The sequence below is a fragment of the Campylobacter sp. 2018MI34 genome, from assembly GCF_016598975.1.
Taxonomy (GTDB): Bacteria; Campylobacterota; Campylobacteria; order Campylobacterales; family Campylobacteraceae; genus Campylobacter_D.
On sequence record NZ_JAENKS010000008.1, the window covers coordinates 29,644 to 46,817 of the forward strand.

Genomic DNA, 17,174 nt, shown 5'->3' on the forward strand with positions numbered 1-17,174 from the left:
ATTGCAAGAAATTGATAGTTTAATTCAAAATTATTTAAAAGATTTAGATTATACACCAGTTTTAGTAATGTTAGATAATATCAATACAGGGAAAAAACTTCGTTCAAAACTACTTTTAAATATAGCAGGGAAAAATGATATATCCTTTAAGCTTTGTGCTATTATAGAGCTTATACATTTAGCAAGTCTTTTGCACGATGATATAATTGATGAGGCAAAATTAAGACGAGGGGCACGTTCTATTAATGATAAATTTGGAGCTAAAAACGCTTTAATGCTCGGAGATATTTTATACTCTAAAGCTTTTTTTGAGCTTTCTAAAATAGATACTAATTTTGCACAAATAGTTTCTGATGCTGTAGTTAAATTATCTCTTGGTGAATTTATGGATATTAATTTAAGTCAAGAATTTAATATTGATGAGAATAAATACTTAAAGATGATTTATCACAAAACAGCTATTTTAATTGAGGCAAGTGCAAGATGTGGTGCTATAATAGCAAATTTATCTGAAGATGATTTTGCTATATATGGTAAAAATTTAGGTTTAGCATTTCAAATTATTGATGATATTTTAGATATTAAAAGTGATGAAAAAATACTTGGAAAACCTATAATGAACGACTTTAAAGAAGGGAAAACAACATTACCTTATATATATCTTTATAAAAAATTAAATGATGTTGATAAAAAAACGTTAATGAGCTTTTTTAAAAAAGAATTAAATAAGGATGAGATTACATGGGTAAAAGAACAAATGGCTAAAAATCAAATTCTAGAAGAGGTGTTTAATGAAGCTAGATCATATGGAGATCAAGCATTAAAAGCAATTGAAAATTATAATAAAACCTCTTTAAATGAAATTATTGATAATATGATAAGTAGGGAATTTTAATGCATTATTTTTGCGTCAGTTTTACGCATAAAAATACTGATATTTCTATAAGGGAGAAATTAAGCTTTAGTAATAATGCTAAAAAAGAGGAATTTCTTAGTATTATTTGTGCTAATGAAAATATAAAAGAGAGCTTAGTTATCAGCACTTGCAATCGTATTGAAATTTTAGTTTTTGCTAAAAATAAAAATCAAATTGATAAATTTATAATCTCTTCTTTATCTATATTTTGTAATATAGATTCTCAAACTCTTTTTGAAAAAGCAGATATTTACGAAGATACTGATGCAGTGCACCATCTTTTTGCCGTTGCTAGTTCTTTGGATAGTTTGGTTGTTGGAGAAACTCAAATTGTAAAACAACTTAAAGATGCATTTATTTTTGCACTTGAAAATAAATTTTGTTCAATACATCTTTCTAGAATAATGCATTTTTCTTTTAAGTGTGCTGCAAAGGTAAGAAATCAAACTCAAATTTCTAAAAACCCAATTTCTGTAGCATCTGTTTGTGTTGCAAAGGCTAAAGAATTCTTTGATTTAAGTCAAAAAAAAGCAATAGTAATTGGCGCAGGAGAAATGAGTGAGTTGGCATCTAGATATTTGATTTCTGCTGGAGCTAAAGTCATTATTTTAAATAGAGATTTAAAAAGAGCAAAAAGATTGTGCGAAGATTTAGGAAAATCAAGTCATTTTGATCATTTAAGTCAATTGTCTTCCTATATTAATAAATACGATTTATTTTTTTCTGCTACAAATGCAAGTAATGCAATCATAACAAAAGATTTGTTACAAGAAGTAGATTTTAAACGCTATTTTTTTGATATTGCTGTCCCAAGAGATATTGAACTTGAAGAAAATGATAAGATTAAAGTTTTTTCCGTAGATGATTTAGAAGAAGTTGTTAAAAAGAATTTAATTTCAAGAGAATATGAAGCTCAAGCAGCTTATAAAATTGTAAATGCAATGACAGATGAATTTTTTAAGTATTTAAATGATTTGGCTATTATGCCAGTTATTAAAGCTATACGTTTAGAAGCAAAAGAATGTGCTATTAAACAGCTTGAAATAGCACTTAATAAAGGTTATCTTAAAAAATCAGATTTTAAAGAGGCTCAAAAACTTATTCATCAAGTTTTTAAAGCTTTTTTACACACTCCAACTATAAATTTAAAGAAAATGCAAGGTAAAATTCAAAGCGATACTATAATTAATGCTATGCGCTATGTTTTTGATATAAAAAATGATTTAGAAGATTTAAATTTAAATCAATATAAATGTGAATTCAATGCAAAGGAAGAGGATGAAATTTAGCAGACTTTATGCCCCTACAACAAAAGAAAATCCAAAAGATGCACTTTTGCCTAGCCATATTTTTTTAACACGTGCAGGTTTTATTGAGCAAATTGGAAGTGGTCTTTATAATTTTTTACCTTTAGGGAAAATGGTTTTAGAAAAAATTAAAACAATTATAAAAGAAGAAATGGATAAAGCAGGAGCGCAAGAATTAAGTCTTAGTTTTATTACTCCTTCAGATTTATGGAAAGAAAGTGGTAGGTATAATGTTTTTGGTAAAGAATTGTTAAGATTTAAAGATAGAAAAGAAAATGAATTTGTTTTAGGACCAACTCATGAAGAAGCAATACTTTCTTTAGTTAAAAACAAAATCACAAGCTATAAACAACTTCCTTTGCATCTTTATCAAATAGGATTAAAATTTAGAGATGAAGCAAGACCTAGATTTGGACTTTTAAGATGTCGTGAATTTTTAATGAAAGATGGTTATAGTTTTCATAGTAGCGAGAAAGATTTACAAGAAGAATTTGATTTAATGTATAAAACTTATAGTCAAATTTTTACAAGGCTTGGTTTTGATTTTCGCGTTGTAAATGCAGATAGCGGAGCTATTGGTGGAAGTGGATCTAAGGAGTTTATGGTTTTAACAGATAATGGTGAAGATGATATTTTGACTTGTCAAAATTGTACTTATGCTGCAAATATTGAGGTTGCCAAAAGAGCAAAAAAAGAATGTAAAGATGAAAGACCAGAAGCTAATTATGCAAGTAAATTTCATACGCCAAATATTAAAAGCATTAAAGAATTAGCTGATTTTTTTAAAATAAATGAATTTTATACTATTAAAGCTATTGCAAAAAAAGCTATTTATGAAAATGAAAGTAAAATTGTTGTGTTTTTTATACGAGGTTGTGATGAACTTCAAGAGGTAAAAGCTTTAAATGCTATCAATGCTTTAGAATTGCAAGATGCTAAAGAAGAAGAGCTTATTGAAGTAGGACTTTGTCCAGGATTTATTGGTTTTATCGGGCTTAAAGATATTGAATTTTACATAGATCAAGAACTTGAAAATGAAAAACAAATGATTATAGGAGCTAATGAAAAAGATTATCATTTAATAGGTATTGATGTTGTAAATTTAAATAAAAATCGTTTTAAAGATCTAGTAGAAGTAAAAGAAGGAGATTGTTGTATAGAGTGTGGCGCTAAATTAAAAAAAAGCAAAGGAGTTGAAGTAGGTCATATTTTTAAACTAGGACAAAAGTACTCTAAATCTATGAATGCTAATTTTTTAGATGAAAATGGCAAAGCTCAAGCCTTTTATATGGGATGTTATGGCATAGGAGTAAGTCGTTTAGTTGCTGTAGCTATAGAAGCAAGTTATGATGATAAAGGTTGTATTTGGAATAAAATTTTAAGTCCTTTTGATTTGAGTATTATTATTTCAAATATAAAAGATGAAAAAGTAGTTGCATATGCTAATAATCTTTATGAAAATTTAAAAAAAGAAGGTATTAAAGTATTATTAGATGATAGAAATGAACGTTTTGGAGTTAAAATTAATGACTTTGAACTTATGGGATTTCCTTATGCTTTAGTTATAGGAAAAAATTTTGAAGAAAATAAGATTGAATTAATTCAAAGAAAAGGCTTAAAAAAAGAATTAATTGATGCTAATAAAGCTTTAGAACTTATAAAAAAGATAGTATTATGAAATTTAAATTAAGTTTAACCCCTTTAATTTTACTTGAAATATTTTTTACGATTTTATTTATTGTTGTTTTTGGTCTTGGTAATTTTTTAGCTTTTGTTTTAATTAGTATGGTTTGTGGTATTGTAATTTTGGGAATTTTTTGGAAGAATTTGCTTGAATTTCATATCGATAGTTTTAAAAATATGTTTATACAATTTTCTTTTGTGATTTCTGGTTTTTTACTCATTTTTCCAGGAATTTTAAGTAGTATTTTAGGAATCTTAATATTTATTTTTGGTATTTTGTTAAAAATAAGCACTAATACAAATTCATTTAAGGCTAATACAAAACAGAATTCGTGCAATGATGATATTATTGATGTTGAGATAATAGAGGATAATAAATGAAAGAATTAATTATTGCTACAAGAAAAAGTCAATTAGCTTTATGGCAAAGCGAATGGGTAAAATCATTTTTGGAAAAAGAACATAAAATTAAAGTTATACTAGAAGGTTTTAAAACAAAAGGAGATGTTTTGCTTGATTCTCCTTTGGCAAAAATAGGTGGTAAAGGACTTTTTACAAAAGAACTCGAGCAAAGTATGCTTGAACGAAAAGCACATTTAGCAGTTCATAGCTTAAAAGATGTGCCAAGTTTTTTTCCAAAAGGTTTAAAGCTTGTAGCAATTTCAAAAAGAGAAGAGAGTAATGATGCTATGCTTTCTCAAAAATATCCTACTTTAAATGATTTACCTCAAAATGCTAAAGTAGGAACAACAAGTTTAAGACGTAAAATGCAACTTTTGCTTTTAAGACCTGATTTAAATATTATTTCTTTAAGAGGTAATGTAAATTCTCGTATAGACAAATTAAAAAATGGCGAATTTGATGCAATCATTTTAGCTTTAGCTGGGATAAAAAGATTAAGATTAAATTCTTTAGTTAATTATATAAGCATTTTTTCAAAAGATGAAATGATACCTGCTGCTTCACAAGGTGCTTTAGGAATTGAAGCTCTTGATGTGCCTGAAATTATTTCTTTGCTTGATTGCTTAAATGATGAAAATTCATTTATAGAAACTACTATAGAAAGAGATTTTATTAGAGTTTTAGAAGGTGGATGTCAAGTTCCTATTGGAATTAATGCTGAGTTATTTCAAGATAAAATTCATATAAGAGCTATTTTAGGACTTCCTGATGCAAGTGAATATCTAAAAGAAGATTTTACAATCAATAAAAACGATTTTCAAAATGCAGGAGAAGAATTAGCTTTAAAATTTATTAAATTAGGAGCTAAAGATTTATTAAAAAGAGCAGAGGCAATGATATAATGAAAAATTTCATTAAAATTTTAAAACAAAATGATTTGTTAAAAATTATAGAAGAACCCATAGATGTTGATCTTGAGATGGGATATATTGCTTATATAGAAGCTAAAAAACAAGAAGATGGTAAAGCTTTATTATTTACTCATCCTATAAGCAAAAAAGAAAATAAAAATTATAATTTCCCTGTTCTTATGAATACTTTTTGTAATGAAAAAGCTTTAAATTTAATTTTTTCACGTCCTTATTTGGAGGTAGCAGATGAAATTTCAAAGCTTTTAAAATTACATATCCCTACAAATCTAAAAGCAAAAATAGATTTTTTTAAGATTTTATTTTCCTTAAAAGATATTCCACCTAAAAGATTAAGTGCTAAACGTTCTAAATTTTCTTTTAAAACTTTAAATTCTTTAGAAGAACTTCCTATTTTGAAAACTTGGCAAAAAGATGCTTCTAAATTTATTACTATGGGCCAAGTTTATACCCAAAATGTAGATAAAACTCAAAATAATCTTGGAATGTATCGCTTGCAAGTAAGTGGCAAAAATGAACTTTTAATGCATTGGCAGATTCATAAAGATGGAGCACTTTTTTATCATGAGTATAAAAAAGCAGGTTTTAAAAAAATGCCAGTAAGCATTGCCATTGGTGGAGATCCTTTATATATTTGGTGTGCCCAAGCCCCTTTGCCAAAAGGGATTTTTGAACTTTTACTTTATGGTTTTATTAAAAAAACAAGAGCTTTGCTTACTCCTTGTGAAAATGGTATTTATGTTCCATATGATAGCGACTTTGTTATAGAAGGTTATGTAGATTTAGATGAGTTTAAACTCGAAGGTCCTTTTGGGGATCATACAGGTTTTTACACTCCACAAGAACTTTTTCCAGTAATGAAAGTTGAAAAAATTTATGCTAAAAAAGATGCTATTTATCAAGCCACTATAGTAGGAAAACCTCCTTTGGAAGATAAAATTATGGGACTTGGAACTGAGAGAATATTTTTGCCTTTATTGCAAACTAGTATTCCTGATTTAATTGATTATAAAATGCCAGAAAATGGTGTTTTTCATAATCTTATCTTAGCAAAGATTGATACAAAATATCCAGCTCATGCTAAACAAATTATGCACGCTTTTTGGGGTATAGGGCAAATGAGTTTTGTAAAACACGCTATTTTTGTGGATAAAGATGGTCCAGATTTAAATGATTATGATAATTTAATCCCTTATATTTTAAATCGATTTGATTGTCAAGATTTATTAATTAGCGAAGGAATTTGCGATCAATTAGATCATTCATCTCCTAATGCTTGTTTTGGGGGAAAAGCTGGACTTGATGCTACTGAAGAGAAGATAATACAAAGTTTGGAACTATTAGAAGATGAAGATTTAAAAGTACTATTTCAAACTAAGCTTGAAATTATTGATTTAAAACAATTTTATAAAGAGAGTAAAAATCCTATAGTATGTATTTTACTTGATAAAAAAGAAAGCATAAAAGAAAGTTTTGAAAAACTTTTAGATTTTAAAAAGCATTTTAGAATTTTAGTTTTTTTAGATAAAGAAAATCGGTTAGAAAATCCTTATATGCTAGTATGGAGAGTTGTTAATAATATAGATGCTAAAAGAGATATATATATAAAAGAAAAAGTAGTAGCTATAGATGCAAGTGCTAAAGGAAAAATGGAAGGCTATGAAAGAACTTGGCCTGAAGAAACTATTTGCTCCAAAGAAATTATTGATGATCTAATCTTACGTAAAATTTTAAAAAATGATACACAACTTTTCAAAAAATTTGAAATTTTTTAAATTTGAGAATACTTTTTGCTTGTAGTTTTGTAAGTTTATAAATTTCTATATAAACTATTAATTTTTTTTATTTAAATCCGATATGATGACAAAGCGAAAATTTTAAAAAGGATTTTAAAATGGAGGTAACTAAGCTTGCTAAAATGGATATATCAAATAATGTGAATATTCAAAGTCATCATAAAACCAATGAGGAAAATATTCAGAAAGTTCAAACAAATTCTGAATATTCTAAACAAACTCAACAAGAAGGTTTAAGTGAAAAATTATCAGAAATTACTAAAAATTTAAATGAGCAAATGGATTCGTTAAATACAAATATAAGATTTGCTTTTAATGATAAAATAGGCTCTATGTATATTAGTGTTACTGAAAAAAATACAGGAAGAGAAATCCGTCAAATTCCTAGTGAAGAAGCCATGAGATTGGCTGAATATTTTAGGGATGCGTTGGGATTAATTTATAATAAGGAGAGTTAAATGGCATTTGGAAGTTTATCTAGTTTAGGTTTTGGATCCGGAGTTTTAACACAAGATGTCATTGATAAATTAAAAGCAGCAGATGAGGCAAGTCGTATAAAACCATATACAACTAAAATTGAAGAAAATAACACTAAACAAAAAGATTTAACTGAGATTAAAACAAAACTCCTAAGTTTTCAAACAGCAGTTTCAGCTTTGGGTGATGCAACTGTTTTTGCAAAAAGAAAAGTAAATGCAAGTGTAACTACTAATCCTCCAGCTAGTTTAACAGCTGATAGTGGTGTAAGTTTGCAAAGTATGAAAATAAATGTAACCCAATTAGCTCAAAAAGATGTTTATCAAAGTAAAGGTCTTTCAAATGATAGTGGCTATGTTGATGCAAATTTAGATGGACAAGCTTCTTTTACTTTATTTCAAAATGGAAAACAATATACTATAACTTATGACAAGACTACGACTTATAAAGATTTGGCCGATAAGATTAATCAAGCAACAGATGGAAATATACAAGCTAAAATAGTTAACACCGGAGAAAAAGATGCTCCATATCGTCTTACTCTTTCAAGTAAAGAAACAGGCGAAGATAATGCGATTGGATTTTTTGATGGTTTCAAAAATGAAGATGGATTATATCAAGTTGATTCAAATGCTTCAAAACTTTTTTCAAATCTTGGCTGGGAACTTCATAAACCTTTATCTGATAGTAGTTCTGGTGATATTACTACCATAGATCCAAATAATTTTACAGGTTATGGTATAGTAGATGATCCTGATAATCCTTTACATATCCAAAAAGCCCAAAATGCAGAATTTACTTTAGATGGTGTTAAAATGATTCGTCAGAGTAATACAGTAACAGACTTGGGCGTTGGTATAACTTTGACTTTAAATTCAACCGGAGAGATTAATTTTGATATCCAGCAAGATAATGAATCTGTCATAAAGGCTATGAATGATCTTGTAGATAGCTATAATGACTTAATAGTTAATTTACAAGCAGCCACAGATTATAATAGTGAAACAGGAACAAAGGGAACTTTACAGGGTGTTACAGAAGTAAATAGTATAAGATCGACTATTATTTCAACACTTTTTGGAACTCAATCTGTTGATGGTTTTGTTGAAGATGCAAATGGTAATAAAATTCCTTCTAAGGTAATGGTTTCTTTGCAAGATTATGGACTTAGTTTAAGTGATTCTGGAACCTTGAGCTTTTCTCAATCAACTTTTGAAGAAAAAATGAATGAAGATCCAAGTTTTATTGAAAGTTTTTTTGCTGGTATTACTCAATACAAAGATATCAATTATACAGGTGATTTGGTAGAAACTAGCGATACAACTAAAACTTTATCAGAAAGCGAAAAAGAAATTAAATTTGAAAAAGGTAAATTTACTATAGTTTTTAACAATCAAACTTATGATTTATCAAAAACTAGAGACGGAAAAGATTTTGTTCTTACAGGTGATACCAAAGAAGAACAAATGCAAAATTTGGTTCAGCATATTAATAGTTTAAATATAGATGGATTAAATGTTAAACTTGAAGAAGTTAATAAAGATGGAAAACAAGGTGTTGTTATAAAATTTAGTAGTGATAATGGTTCTGATTTAACAATCAAAGGAGATGATGAATTTCTTAAACAATTTGGTTTAAAAAATACTACTGTAATTTCAGAGCCAGTTGAAGGACTTGGAGTTTTTGCACAGCTTAAAAGCAAGCTTCAAGGTATGACAGGAACTAATGGTTCTTTAACTAAGCTTGATGAAAGTTTAACTAATGAAACAAAATCATTAACAAAATCTAAAGAATCAACTCAATCTTTAATTGATTCAAAATATGAAACAATGCAAAATCAATTTTTGCAATATGAAAGTATTTTAAATAAATTAAATACACAGCTTAATACCATAACAAATATGATTAATGCCATGAATAATCAAAATAGTTAAGGAATATAAGATGCAAAATAATTTAGCCTATAATGCTTATTCTCAAAATCAAGTGGGGATAGAATCTCCACAAAAGCTTATTGAAATGCTTTATGAGGGAATTTTACGTTTTTGTGCAAGAATTAAATTTGCTATTAAAAATGAAGATATAGAACAAAGAGTTTATTATGTAAAAAGAGCTACGGCTATTTTTATAGAGCTTATTGATAATCTTGATTATGAAAAAGGTGGAGACGTAGCACATTATTTAAGTGGTCTTTATACAAGAGAGATTCAACTTTTATCTTTAGCAAATTTGGAAAATAATGAAGCAAGAGTAGATGAAGTAATCAATGTTGTAAAAGGTCTTTTAGAAGCTTGGAGAGATGTTCATAATAATGAAAACTTGGCTTGATAAATTTAAACTTGCTTTAATCGAAGAAAATATCAGTATTTTAGAAGAGCTTGTAGATAATTTTCCACGCAATATGGATAATGAAAAACTAATAGAAGTTAAAGCTTTAACCGAAGAAGCAATAAGGCTTATTATCAGCAAAAAAGATATAGCCGCTAAAGAAATTCATAAATTTAAAAGAGCTTTAGAATATACTAAAGCATAGCTATAAGCCGAGTTCTGTCTTGAATGCTCATTTATCTAGTTTTGTTTTTACAAACAAAATCAAGCGAAGGGTCCAACTAAAGACTTAAACCATCCCTTCTTGCTGCGAATTGGGTTTACAAAGCCGAAATTATTACTAAAATCGCTGGTAAGCTCTTACCTCACCTTTTCACCTTTTCCACTTAGTGGTAGTTTGTTTTCTGTTGCACTTTCCCTTAGGTTGCCCTAGCCATCTGTTAGATGGAATTCTTGTCTTTTGCAGCTCGGACTTTCCTCTTCATTAAAATAATAATGAAGCGAGCATTTGCTATGCTTTGTATAATTTTAACTAAAATTTCTTGTTTTGAAAATAAATTTTTTATAAGTATATAAAATAAAATTTGATAAAATAAAATTTATTTTTCATATAAGGAATGATTATGGCATCTTATTCGATGGGTGATTTAAAAAAAGGCTTAAAGATTGAAATTGATGGTATTCCTTTTAAGATAGTAGAATATCAGCATGTAAAACCAGGTAAAGGTCCTGCTTTTGTACGCATAAAAATAAAATCTTTTATTGATGGTAAAGTCCTTGAAAAGACTTTTCATGCGGGAGATAAGTGCGAAGCTCCAAATTTAGAGAATAAAAAAATGCAATATCTTTATGATGACGGTGAAAATTGTCAGTTTATGGATACTGAAACTTATGAGCAAGTAGCCATCACAGAAGATGATGTAGGTGAAGCTAAAAAATGGCTTTTAGATGGTATGATGGTAGAAGTTTTATTTCATAATGGTAAGGCAATTGGTGTTGAAGTTCCTCAAGTTGTGGAGTTAAAAATCATAGAAACAGCACCTAATTTTAAAGGTGATACTCAAGGTTCTAATAAAAAACCAGCTACTTTAGAAACAGGTGCCGTTGTTCAAATTCCTTTTCATGTTTTAGAAGGAGAGATAATTAGAGTGGATACCACAAGAGGTGAATACATAGAAAAAGCAAGCAAATAGCATTTTTATGCTATTTTGCAAGTTTTAATATTAAGTCCAAAACCTTTAAGTCCTATAAAATCTTTATCATGGCTTTGTGATATTAAATTTATTTCTTCTATCCCAAAATATCTAAGAATTTGCGCTCCAATTCCATAGTTTTTAACCTGAGTTGCTTGTGTTTTTTCTCCTTGCATAAAAACTATAAGGCCACCATTTTGATATAAAAATTCTATTTGTTTTAATAATGTAGAAAATTTATCAGAAGTAAGGAGTTCAAAGTCGCTTCCGCTTGAATGAAATTTTACATTTTCAATTTTTTGTGGCTCTTTAAAAGAAAAAACAATATGTGTAATGCCATTATGATCTTTAAATTCGTATTTTTGTGCTGCAAAACCTGCAAGAGAACTAGAACTTTGATTGATTAATTCAATTAAACTTTCATTTTTTAACCGATATTCTATCAGATCAGAAACTGTGATCATGTTTAGATTATGTTTTTGACAAAATTCTTCTAAATCAGTACGTCTTGCCATATCTCCATCATCTTTAACAATTTCACAAATTACACAAGCTTCTTTAAGTCCTGCTAAACGACATAAATCAACACTACCTTCAGTATGTCCAGTGCGTTCTAATACCCCACCATTTTTAGCTACTAAAGGATTTATATGCCCTGGACGAACAAAACTCTGTGCTGTTGCATTTTCATCTGTTAAAAGTTTTATAGTCATGTTTCTTTCATGGGCACTAACTCCAGTTGTTGCTTCTTTTGCATCAATGGTTATAGTAAAAGCTGTTTCGTGATTGGAAGTATTATTTGGAACCATTAAAGGAAGTTCAAATTTTTTGGCTAGTTTTTCACTTAAAGCAACGCATACAACCCCTCTTGCTTCTTTTATAGTAAAATTTACTTTTTCTTTTGAGCTAAATTCAGCTGGAAAAATAATATCTCCTTCGTTTTCTCTATCTTCTGCATCTACCATTACAAGCATTTTTCCTGCTTTTAGATCTTCAATAGCTTGTTCTATGCTTATAAAATTCATTTAAATCCTTAAGTTTTTTAAAAAATTATAGCTTTATTTACTTGACAAATCAATTAAATTTAATTATAATTTTGGCTTTTAATGGGGTATCGCCAAGCGGTAAGGCAACAGGTTTTGGTCCTGTCATTCAGGGGTTCGAATCCCTTTACCCCATCCATTTTTTAAGATCGCGAAGTAGAGCAGTGGTTAGCTCGTCGGGCTCATAACCCGAAGGTCGGGAGTTCAAATCTCCTCTTCGCAACCAGAGATATTATTTTTTATTCTTTTTAATTTTCTTTACTTCTTTTTACTTATCTATAAAATAGGCTTTTCATAGATGTTTAATTTTTTTAGATTATTTTTAATTTATTATACTTGCAAATATTTTTATTGACTTTATTATTGACCTAGCTGACCTTATTGATCTAAAGGAATAAAAGTGTTAAATGATACCAAAATAAAAGCTTTAAAAGCTAAAGATAAAAAATATTATATTGCTGATTTGATAATTTGCTTATTTGTGTTTATCTAATGATAAAAAAAACGTTTAACTATAAATGCTTTAAAGCTTTAAATTATAAAAAGTAACTTTAGGTGAATATCCTGCTTTAAGTCTTTCAAATGCAAGAAAAGAAAAAGATAATTTAAAAATCAATTTAGCCCAAAATGATAGCATAAGAGAAAAATCTCAAACAACATTTAAAGAACTGGCATTAGAAAAAATAAAACTTTAAAAAATAGAATTAAGCGAAAAAAGTTATATGATTTATTTGCAAAGATTTGCTTTTGTATTATATTAGATAAATTACAAATTAAAGATATTTTTAAAAAGTTTTGAGAAATTTAGAAAAAAATATAAAAGAAGGTGCTGATAAATTTTTTCTCTTTTAAATGAAATTTTTAAATATGATGTTATAAAAGAATATATCAAAAATATCTTAATATAATTACGCTTTAAATTTAAAAAATTATCCTGTGAAGCATTAGGCTGACCATATTGATGAGATTGCTAATTTAAATTAGCAAGTCCAAAATATTTTTTATAAAATTTTCAATATCTTCTTTAGAATATAATTCTGAATAATCTCTATACTACTTAAACTCTCTAAATTTACTCTTTATTCAAAAACTAATGATAAGTTGGATCTATACAGATCTTATGAGAATAGATGAAAGACTTGTAAAACTTACTCAAATAAGAAATGATGAATTAAGAAATATTTATAAAAAAAGGAAAACAATGAAAAATGATTTAAAAAGAGTATGTGTAAAACCTTATGATAAAGATAGGTTTGAAGTAGTTGATGATTATGCTTTTTCTTTACCAAGCTTTAACGGTGTTATACCAAAGGGTTTTAAAACTGATGGAGCAAGTATTCCTAGAATTTTTTGGAGTATTTATCCACCTTTTAAAAGTGAGTATTTTAGTGCTTGTGTAATACACGATTTTTTATGCATAAAAGCAAGAAGTAAGAATGATTATATGTTAGCCAATAAGGTTTTAAAAGAGGCAATGCAAGCTTTAGAAATAAATGAATTTAAAATTTTTATTTTTTATCACTCTTGTAATTTGTTTCATAAAATTAAATGTTTAATAAAGGGGATAAAATGAGTTTGAAGTATTAAAATGAAGTATAGCATTGGGAAGTTAAATAAAGAATTATAAACAATACTAGAAGAATATACAACAAGTACTTGCGTTATAGGAAAATTTAGAGTTTTTGATGATAAAGAAAATATACTTTTAGATTGCTTTTCTTTAGAAAAAGATAAAGAGGGCTTAGAAAGAGAGCAAGATTTAAGAGTTCTTGCTGGAATTTATAATCTTAAAAAACACAAGACTTCGAGCTTTAACGATAAAGGTAAAAAAGAAGTAGCAGGAGTTAAAGTTTTAAAGGATGATGATAGCGTTATTAATATTTTTAATAATGATGTTCCTTTTGATAGACATATTCTTATACACTGGGGTAACACTGATAAAGATACTAAAGGTTGTATTTACTAGGACTTATAAAAGCAAATGATAATGAAAGCATAGGTTCAAGTAGATTAGCTTGTAAAAAATTTTATGATTTGATGTATCATCAAGATTTAAGCAATATTAAGCTTGAAATAATTAATGAGTTAAACTAGTCAATGAATTTTTTATTTCAATATAAAAGCTATATTTTTATAGGAATACTTATTATTTCTATGGTATTTTTAAGCTTTAATCTTAAATTAACTAAGCAAGAATTAGAAACGACTAAAAATAATCTAAATCTTGCTTTAGAAGCTAATAACGAAAATTTAAAAAAACTAGAAGAGATAAATAAAATACATAAAGCACAACTACAAGCTATAAGCAATGCAAATAATGAAAAAGAGCAAATAAGAGAAAAGGTGAAATATGTTAAAGAATACATTTATAAAAGCAATGAAAATAATATTACTAAGCTTTTTAATGATGTTATTGATAGGTTGTGGGAGCACAACGCAACAAGTGGTAACAAAAATACAAATTCAAAAGGTTAAAATACCTAAAGAATTGCTAAGTTTAAGCCCATTGAAAAACCTAAATGTCAAATGATATAGAATAAAAACTTTAAAATTTAATAAAATATTGTATTATATTGTATAATTTATTTTTTTTCTGTTTGTCTTTTCTGGATCAATAAATTAAAGACTATAATTTTATTTAGCTTAGGGTTAATTTTTTAAAAGATAATAAGGATCATCTAGTAATTTTTTTAAAGTATTTGTTAGATAAGATTTAGAATCTATATTTATTATACAAGAATTTCCAAATTTTTCTTTTTTAAAATTATTAGAATTTTTTAATATCTTTATTTGTTTATAAACATCAAGATTTGAATTTGTATTTAGATTCCTTACATAGTATTTTATGTTTTTTTGAGAAATATTTCCCAACTCATCAATGATTTTTCCGCTAAAATTTTTAAAATATCTATAAGGTACTTTTGCTTTTTCTTCTATGAAATGTGTAAAAGTATAACCATTGATTTCTGATCCAAGAAGTATAATTTTTCCATTCATTTTATAAAGCGTATCATAAACACTGTTTTCTCCAAAGCAACTTGAATGATCTTTTAAAAATTCTTTTTGCTCTTTCCTTTTATAGCAAAAGAAAAAAATAGGATCATTGTTCCTTGTTGCTCCTTCATAGAATCTGAAAAACTCATTTAAAATTCCTACTTTACATTTGGAGTTTAATTTGTCATAATTTTCATTTTTGCAGAAACTATAAGTAAAAGTAGGCATTATAAGAGTTCCAGTTTCTCCTAAAATTTCTAGAAAAGCTTTAATATAAGTATCAAGGTATTCTTTTTTGGAAAGCAAAGGAAAACCAAAATTAAAGAGTTCGGTATGTATGCAAAGTACGTCACCTTTTTTAATGCCTAATTTTTCTAAGGTAATAAGTAAATCATTTAAGGTATAGTTTTTATCAGCTCTTAAAAAAGTATCTATTTTGCTTCTTTTATTATTTTTGAGGACTTATTATATAAGATTTTGATAAATATGATATTCAAAAAATAAATAATTAAATATATCCAGCGCTTAAGGCAATTAAATATCCAGCTACACAAGAACTAAATACACCCAAAAGTCCAGGTATAATAAAGCTATGATTGATTACAAATTTACCTATATGAGTTGTTCCTGATCTATCAAATTGTATAGTTGCTAAATCACTTGGATAAGTAGGCAAAATATAATATCCATAGCAAGCTGCTGCAAAGGCTATGATTATACCTGGTTCTACGCCTATATTTAAAGCTAGTGGAACAAAAGCTGAAATAGCTGCTGCTTGAGAATTAACAAATTTTGAAATCAATAAAAGCATAATTGCATAAGTATAAGGATAATCTTTAACTATGTTTCCAAGTATTTCTTTCATCATTGGAGTGTGGATAGCAAACATAGTATCAGCCATCCAAGAGATTCCAAAAACTGCTACCATGGCAATCATACCAGATTTAAAAATTTCATTTGATGCAATTTTTTTAGTTTCTGTTTTGGTAAAAATAATTATCAAAGATCCAGCTAAAAGCATAAACATTTGTATAACAGATACCATAGATAAAATGTCTAATTTTGGATTTCCTAAACTATCAAATTGAGGGATATTATTTTTTACAATTTGTCCCCAATTTGGACGTAGAAAATCAAAAATTCCAAGCAAGGCAACACAAACAATAGCACCTAAAAAAATCCACATTGCCAACCAATTGTCTTTTGAAAGTTTTTCATTTAGTAAAGTTTTAGTATTTCCATAAACGTAATTTTAAATTCTTCATTTTTAAGTTTATTTTGAAATTTTTCATCTCTATCTAAATCTTTACCTCTAAACCATGAAAAAATTCCCACACACAAAACCCCAAAAAGCGTACTAGGTATTGTAATTTGAAGCAAATTGATATACCCATCAAAACCTGCTAATTTATGATTTGAATTTAACAAAAGCGCAGTAAGTGAGACAACAGCAACAGAAACTGGGCTTGCTATAATTCCCATTTGAGAAGAGATTGAAGCTGCTGCCATAGGGCGTTCTGGACGAATATTATTTTTAATGGCTATATCATAAATGATTGGCATTATAGTATAAACAACATGACCTGTTCCGCAAAGTATAGTTAAAAAGCAGGTTATAAAAGGTGCAAGTATAGTTAAAAATTTGGGATTACGTCTTAAAATACGTTCTGCAATTTGAAGCATCACATCAAGTCCTCCACTAGCCTGCAGTGTTGCACTTGCAATAACTACTGCTAAAATTGTTAGCATTACATCAATAGCAGGTTTTCCTGGCTTTATATGAAAAGCAAAAACAAGCATTAAAATTCCTATTCCACCTAGTAATCCAAGTGCTATACCTCCTTTTTTGGCTCCATAAAAAAGACAAGCAAGAACTATAATAATTTGAATTAGAAATTGAACGCCTTCGCTAAGATTGGTTAAAAATTCCATTTTATTGCCTTTAATTTTTATTAATACTAATAAAATATTATATTAATAAAAATTAAATATATCTTATTAAAATATAAAAATATTTTTTATTTTAAGTTATTTTGATATTTTATTATGAGATAAATCAAGTAGCTTGACAATTTAAATATTGTTTTAGATAAATTAAAAATTGTA

Annotated in this window: 15 protein-coding genes, 2 tRNA genes, 1 other RNA gene and 2 pseudogenes; 16 read left to right on the forward strand and 4 right to left on the reverse strand. The window is 27.5% G+C overall.

All coding sequences use genetic code 11. The annotated features are described in order from the left end of the window. Nucleotide 1 precedes the first annotated feature (1 nt). From JG676_RS03525 to JG676_RS03570, 10 genes are all read left to right on the forward strand, one after another. A complete protein-coding gene (locus tag JG676_RS03525; RefSeq protein WP_200217327.1) occupies nt 2-895 on the forward strand; it encodes a polyprenyl synthetase family protein in 894 nt (297 codons plus the stop codon). After that, nucleotides 895-2,205 (forward strand): glutamyl-tRNA reductase, encoded by a 1,311-nt coding sequence (gene hemA / locus JG676_RS03530; RefSeq protein WP_200217328.1) that lies wholly within the window; start codon nt 895-897, stop codon nt 2,203-2,205. The genes JG676_RS03525 and hemA overlap by 1 nt, the downstream gene beginning before the upstream one ends. Beyond that, the gene (locus tag JG676_RS03535) at nt 2,195-3,901 is read left to right on the forward strand and encodes a proline--tRNA ligase (RefSeq protein WP_200217329.1); all 1,707 of its coding nucleotides are present in this window, start codon (nt 2,195-2,197) and stop codon (nt 3,899-3,901) included. Before hemA ends, JG676_RS03535 begins: the two co-directional genes overlap by 11 nt. Then, nucleotides 3,898-4,287: an integral memnbrane protein gene (locus tag JG676_RS03540; RefSeq protein ID WP_200169681.1), complete on the forward strand. Its 390-nt coding sequence runs from the start codon at nt 3,898-3,900 to the stop codon at nt 4,285-4,287. Before JG676_RS03535 ends, JG676_RS03540 begins: the two co-directional genes overlap by 4 nt. Next, on the forward strand, nt 4,284-5,210 hold the full coding sequence (gene hemC, locus JG676_RS03545; RefSeq protein ID WP_200169683.1) for a hydroxymethylbilane synthase: 927 nt from the start codon (nt 4,284-4,286) through the stop codon (nt 5,208-5,210). The genes JG676_RS03540 and hemC overlap by 4 nt, the downstream gene beginning before the upstream one ends. Next, nucleotides 5,210-7,012 (forward strand): menaquinone biosynthesis decarboxylase, encoded by a 1,803-nt coding sequence (locus tag JG676_RS03550; protein WP_200169685.1) that lies wholly within the window; start codon nt 5,210-5,212, stop codon nt 7,010-7,012. The genes hemC and JG676_RS03550 overlap by 1 nt, the downstream gene beginning before the upstream one ends. Before the next feature lie 119 nt (nt 7,013-7,131). Continuing rightward, nucleotides 7,132-7,491, forward strand: a complete 360-nt coding sequence (locus JG676_RS03555) for a FlaG family protein (protein WP_200169687.1) — start codon at nt 7,132-7,134, stop codon at nt 7,489-7,491. Continuing rightward, nucleotides 7,492-9,444, forward strand: coding sequence for a flagellar filament capping protein FliD (gene fliD, locus JG676_RS03560; RefSeq protein ID WP_200169689.1), 1,953 nt, complete (start codon nt 7,492-7,494; stop codon nt 9,442-9,444). 10 nt (nt 9,445-9,454) lie between these two features. Next, complete coding sequence (gene fliS, locus JG676_RS03565; RefSeq protein WP_200169691.1) at nt 9,455-9,838, forward strand: flagellar export chaperone FliS; 384 nt, start codon at nt 9,455-9,457, stop codon at nt 9,836-9,838. Further along, complete coding sequence (locus tag JG676_RS03570; RefSeq protein WP_200169692.1) at nt 9,822-10,043, forward strand: hypothetical protein; 222 nt, start codon at nt 9,822-9,824, stop codon at nt 10,041-10,043. Before fliS ends, JG676_RS03570 begins: the two co-directional genes overlap by 17 nt. On the opposite strand, the gene rnpB is transcribed toward JG676_RS03570, so the two are convergent. Then, nucleotides 10,031-10,358, reverse strand: an RNA gene (gene rnpB, locus JG676_RS03575) — RNase P RNA component class A. The two genes, JG676_RS03570 and rnpB, sit on opposite strands and share 13 nt — an antisense overlap. Before the next feature lie 103 nt (nt 10,359-10,461). On the opposite strand from rnpB, the gene efp reads away from it, so the two are divergent. Then, nucleotides 10,462-11,031: an elongation factor P gene (gene efp, locus JG676_RS03580; protein ID WP_200169694.1), complete on the forward strand. Its 570-nt coding sequence runs from the start codon at nt 10,462-10,464 to the stop codon at nt 11,029-11,031. A 5-nt stretch (nt 11,032-11,036) separates the two neighbouring features. Here efp and JG676_RS03585 read toward each other — a convergent pair whose 3' ends face one another. After that, nucleotides 11,037-12,056, reverse strand: coding sequence for a bifunctional 3,4-dihydroxy-2-butanone 4-phosphate synthase/GTP cyclohydrolase II (locus tag JG676_RS03585; protein ID WP_200169696.1), 1,020 nt, complete (start codon nt 12,054-12,056; stop codon nt 11,037-11,039). Between the two features lie 82 nt (nt 12,057-12,138). On the opposite strand from JG676_RS03585, the gene JG676_RS03590 reads away from it, so the two are divergent. From JG676_RS03590 to JG676_RS03610, 5 genes and pseudogenes are all read left to right on the forward strand, one after another. Further along, a tRNA-Gln gene (locus JG676_RS03590) sits at nt 12,139-12,213 on the forward strand. Nucleotides 12,214-12,224: 11 nt separating this feature from the next. Next, nucleotides 12,225-12,300: transfer RNA gene (locus JG676_RS03595), tRNA-Met, on the forward strand. A 975-nt stretch (nt 12,301-13,275) separates the two neighbouring features. Further along, on the forward strand, nt 13,276-13,647 hold the full coding sequence (locus JG676_RS03600; protein WP_200217337.1) for a DUF1353 domain-containing protein: 372 nt from the start codon (nt 13,276-13,278) through the stop codon (nt 13,645-13,647). A 57-nt stretch (nt 13,648-13,704) separates the two neighbouring features. Further along, nucleotides 13,705-14,168, forward strand: a pseudogene (locus JG676_RS03605) (DUF5675 family protein). A gap of 3 nt (nt 14,169-14,171) precedes the next feature. Next, nucleotides 14,172-14,549 carry a hypothetical protein gene (locus JG676_RS03610; RefSeq protein ID WP_200217330.1) on the forward strand — a complete coding sequence of 126 codons (378 nt, stop codon included), beginning with the start codon at nt 14,172-14,174 and terminating at the stop codon, nt 14,547-14,549. A 174-nt stretch (nt 14,550-14,723) separates the two neighbouring features. On the opposite strand, the gene JG676_RS03615 is transcribed toward JG676_RS03610, so the two are convergent. After that, nucleotides 14,724-15,503, reverse strand: coding sequence for an AAC(3) family N-acetyltransferase (locus tag JG676_RS03615; RefSeq protein WP_200217338.1), 780 nt, complete (start codon nt 15,501-15,503; stop codon nt 14,724-14,726). A 73-nt stretch (nt 15,504-15,576) separates the two neighbouring features. Beyond that, a pseudogene (locus JG676_RS03620) lies at nt 15,577-17,000 on the reverse strand (anaerobic C4-dicarboxylate transporter). Nucleotides 17,001-17,174: the final 174 nt, after the last annotated feature.

What these genes read in the sequence shown, in the direction of transcription:
- hemA (WP_200217328.1), top strand. Translation starts at nt 895, where the DNA reads ATGCATTATTTTTGCGTCAGTTTTACGCATAAAAATACTGATATTTCT.
- JG676_RS03535 (WP_200217329.1), top strand. Translation starts at nt 2,195, where the DNA reads ATGAAATTTAGCAGACTTTATGCCCCTACAACAAAAGAAAATCCAAAA.
- JG676_RS03540 (WP_200169681.1), top strand. Translation starts at nt 3,898, where the DNA reads ATGAAATTTAAATTAAGTTTAACCCCTTTAATTTTACTTGAAATATTT.
- hemC (WP_200169683.1), top strand. Translation starts at nt 4,284, where the DNA reads ATGAAAGAATTAATTATTGCTACAAGAAAAAGTCAATTAGCTTTATGG.
- JG676_RS03550 (WP_200169685.1), top strand. Translation starts at nt 5,210, where the DNA reads ATGAAAAATTTCATTAAAATTTTAAAACAAAATGATTTGTTAAAAATT.
- JG676_RS03555 (WP_200169687.1), top strand. Translation starts at nt 7,132, where the DNA reads ATGGAGGTAACTAAGCTTGCTAAAATGGATATATCAAATAATGTGAAT.
- fliD (WP_200169689.1), top strand. Translation starts at nt 7,492, where the DNA reads ATGGCATTTGGAAGTTTATCTAGTTTAGGTTTTGGATCCGGAGTTTTA.
- fliS (WP_200169691.1), top strand. Translation starts at nt 9,455, where the DNA reads ATGCAAAATAATTTAGCCTATAATGCTTATTCTCAAAATCAAGTGGGG.
- JG676_RS03570 (WP_200169692.1), top strand. Translation starts at nt 9,822, where the DNA reads ATGAAAACTTGGCTTGATAAATTTAAACTTGCTTTAATCGAAGAAAAT.
- efp (WP_200169694.1), top strand. Translation starts at nt 10,462, where the DNA reads ATGGCATCTTATTCGATGGGTGATTTAAAAAAAGGCTTAAAGATTGAA.
- JG676_RS03585 (WP_200169696.1), bottom strand. Translation starts at nt 12,056, where the DNA reads ATGAATTTTATAAGCATAGAACAAGCTATTGAAGATCTAAAAGCAGGA.
- JG676_RS03600 (WP_200217337.1), top strand. Translation starts at nt 13,276, where the DNA reads ATGAAAAATGATTTAAAAAGAGTATGTGTAAAACCTTATGATAAAGAT.
- JG676_RS03610 (WP_200217330.1), top strand. Translation starts at nt 14,172, where the DNA reads ATGAATTTTTTATTTCAATATAAAAGCTATATTTTTATAGGAATACTT.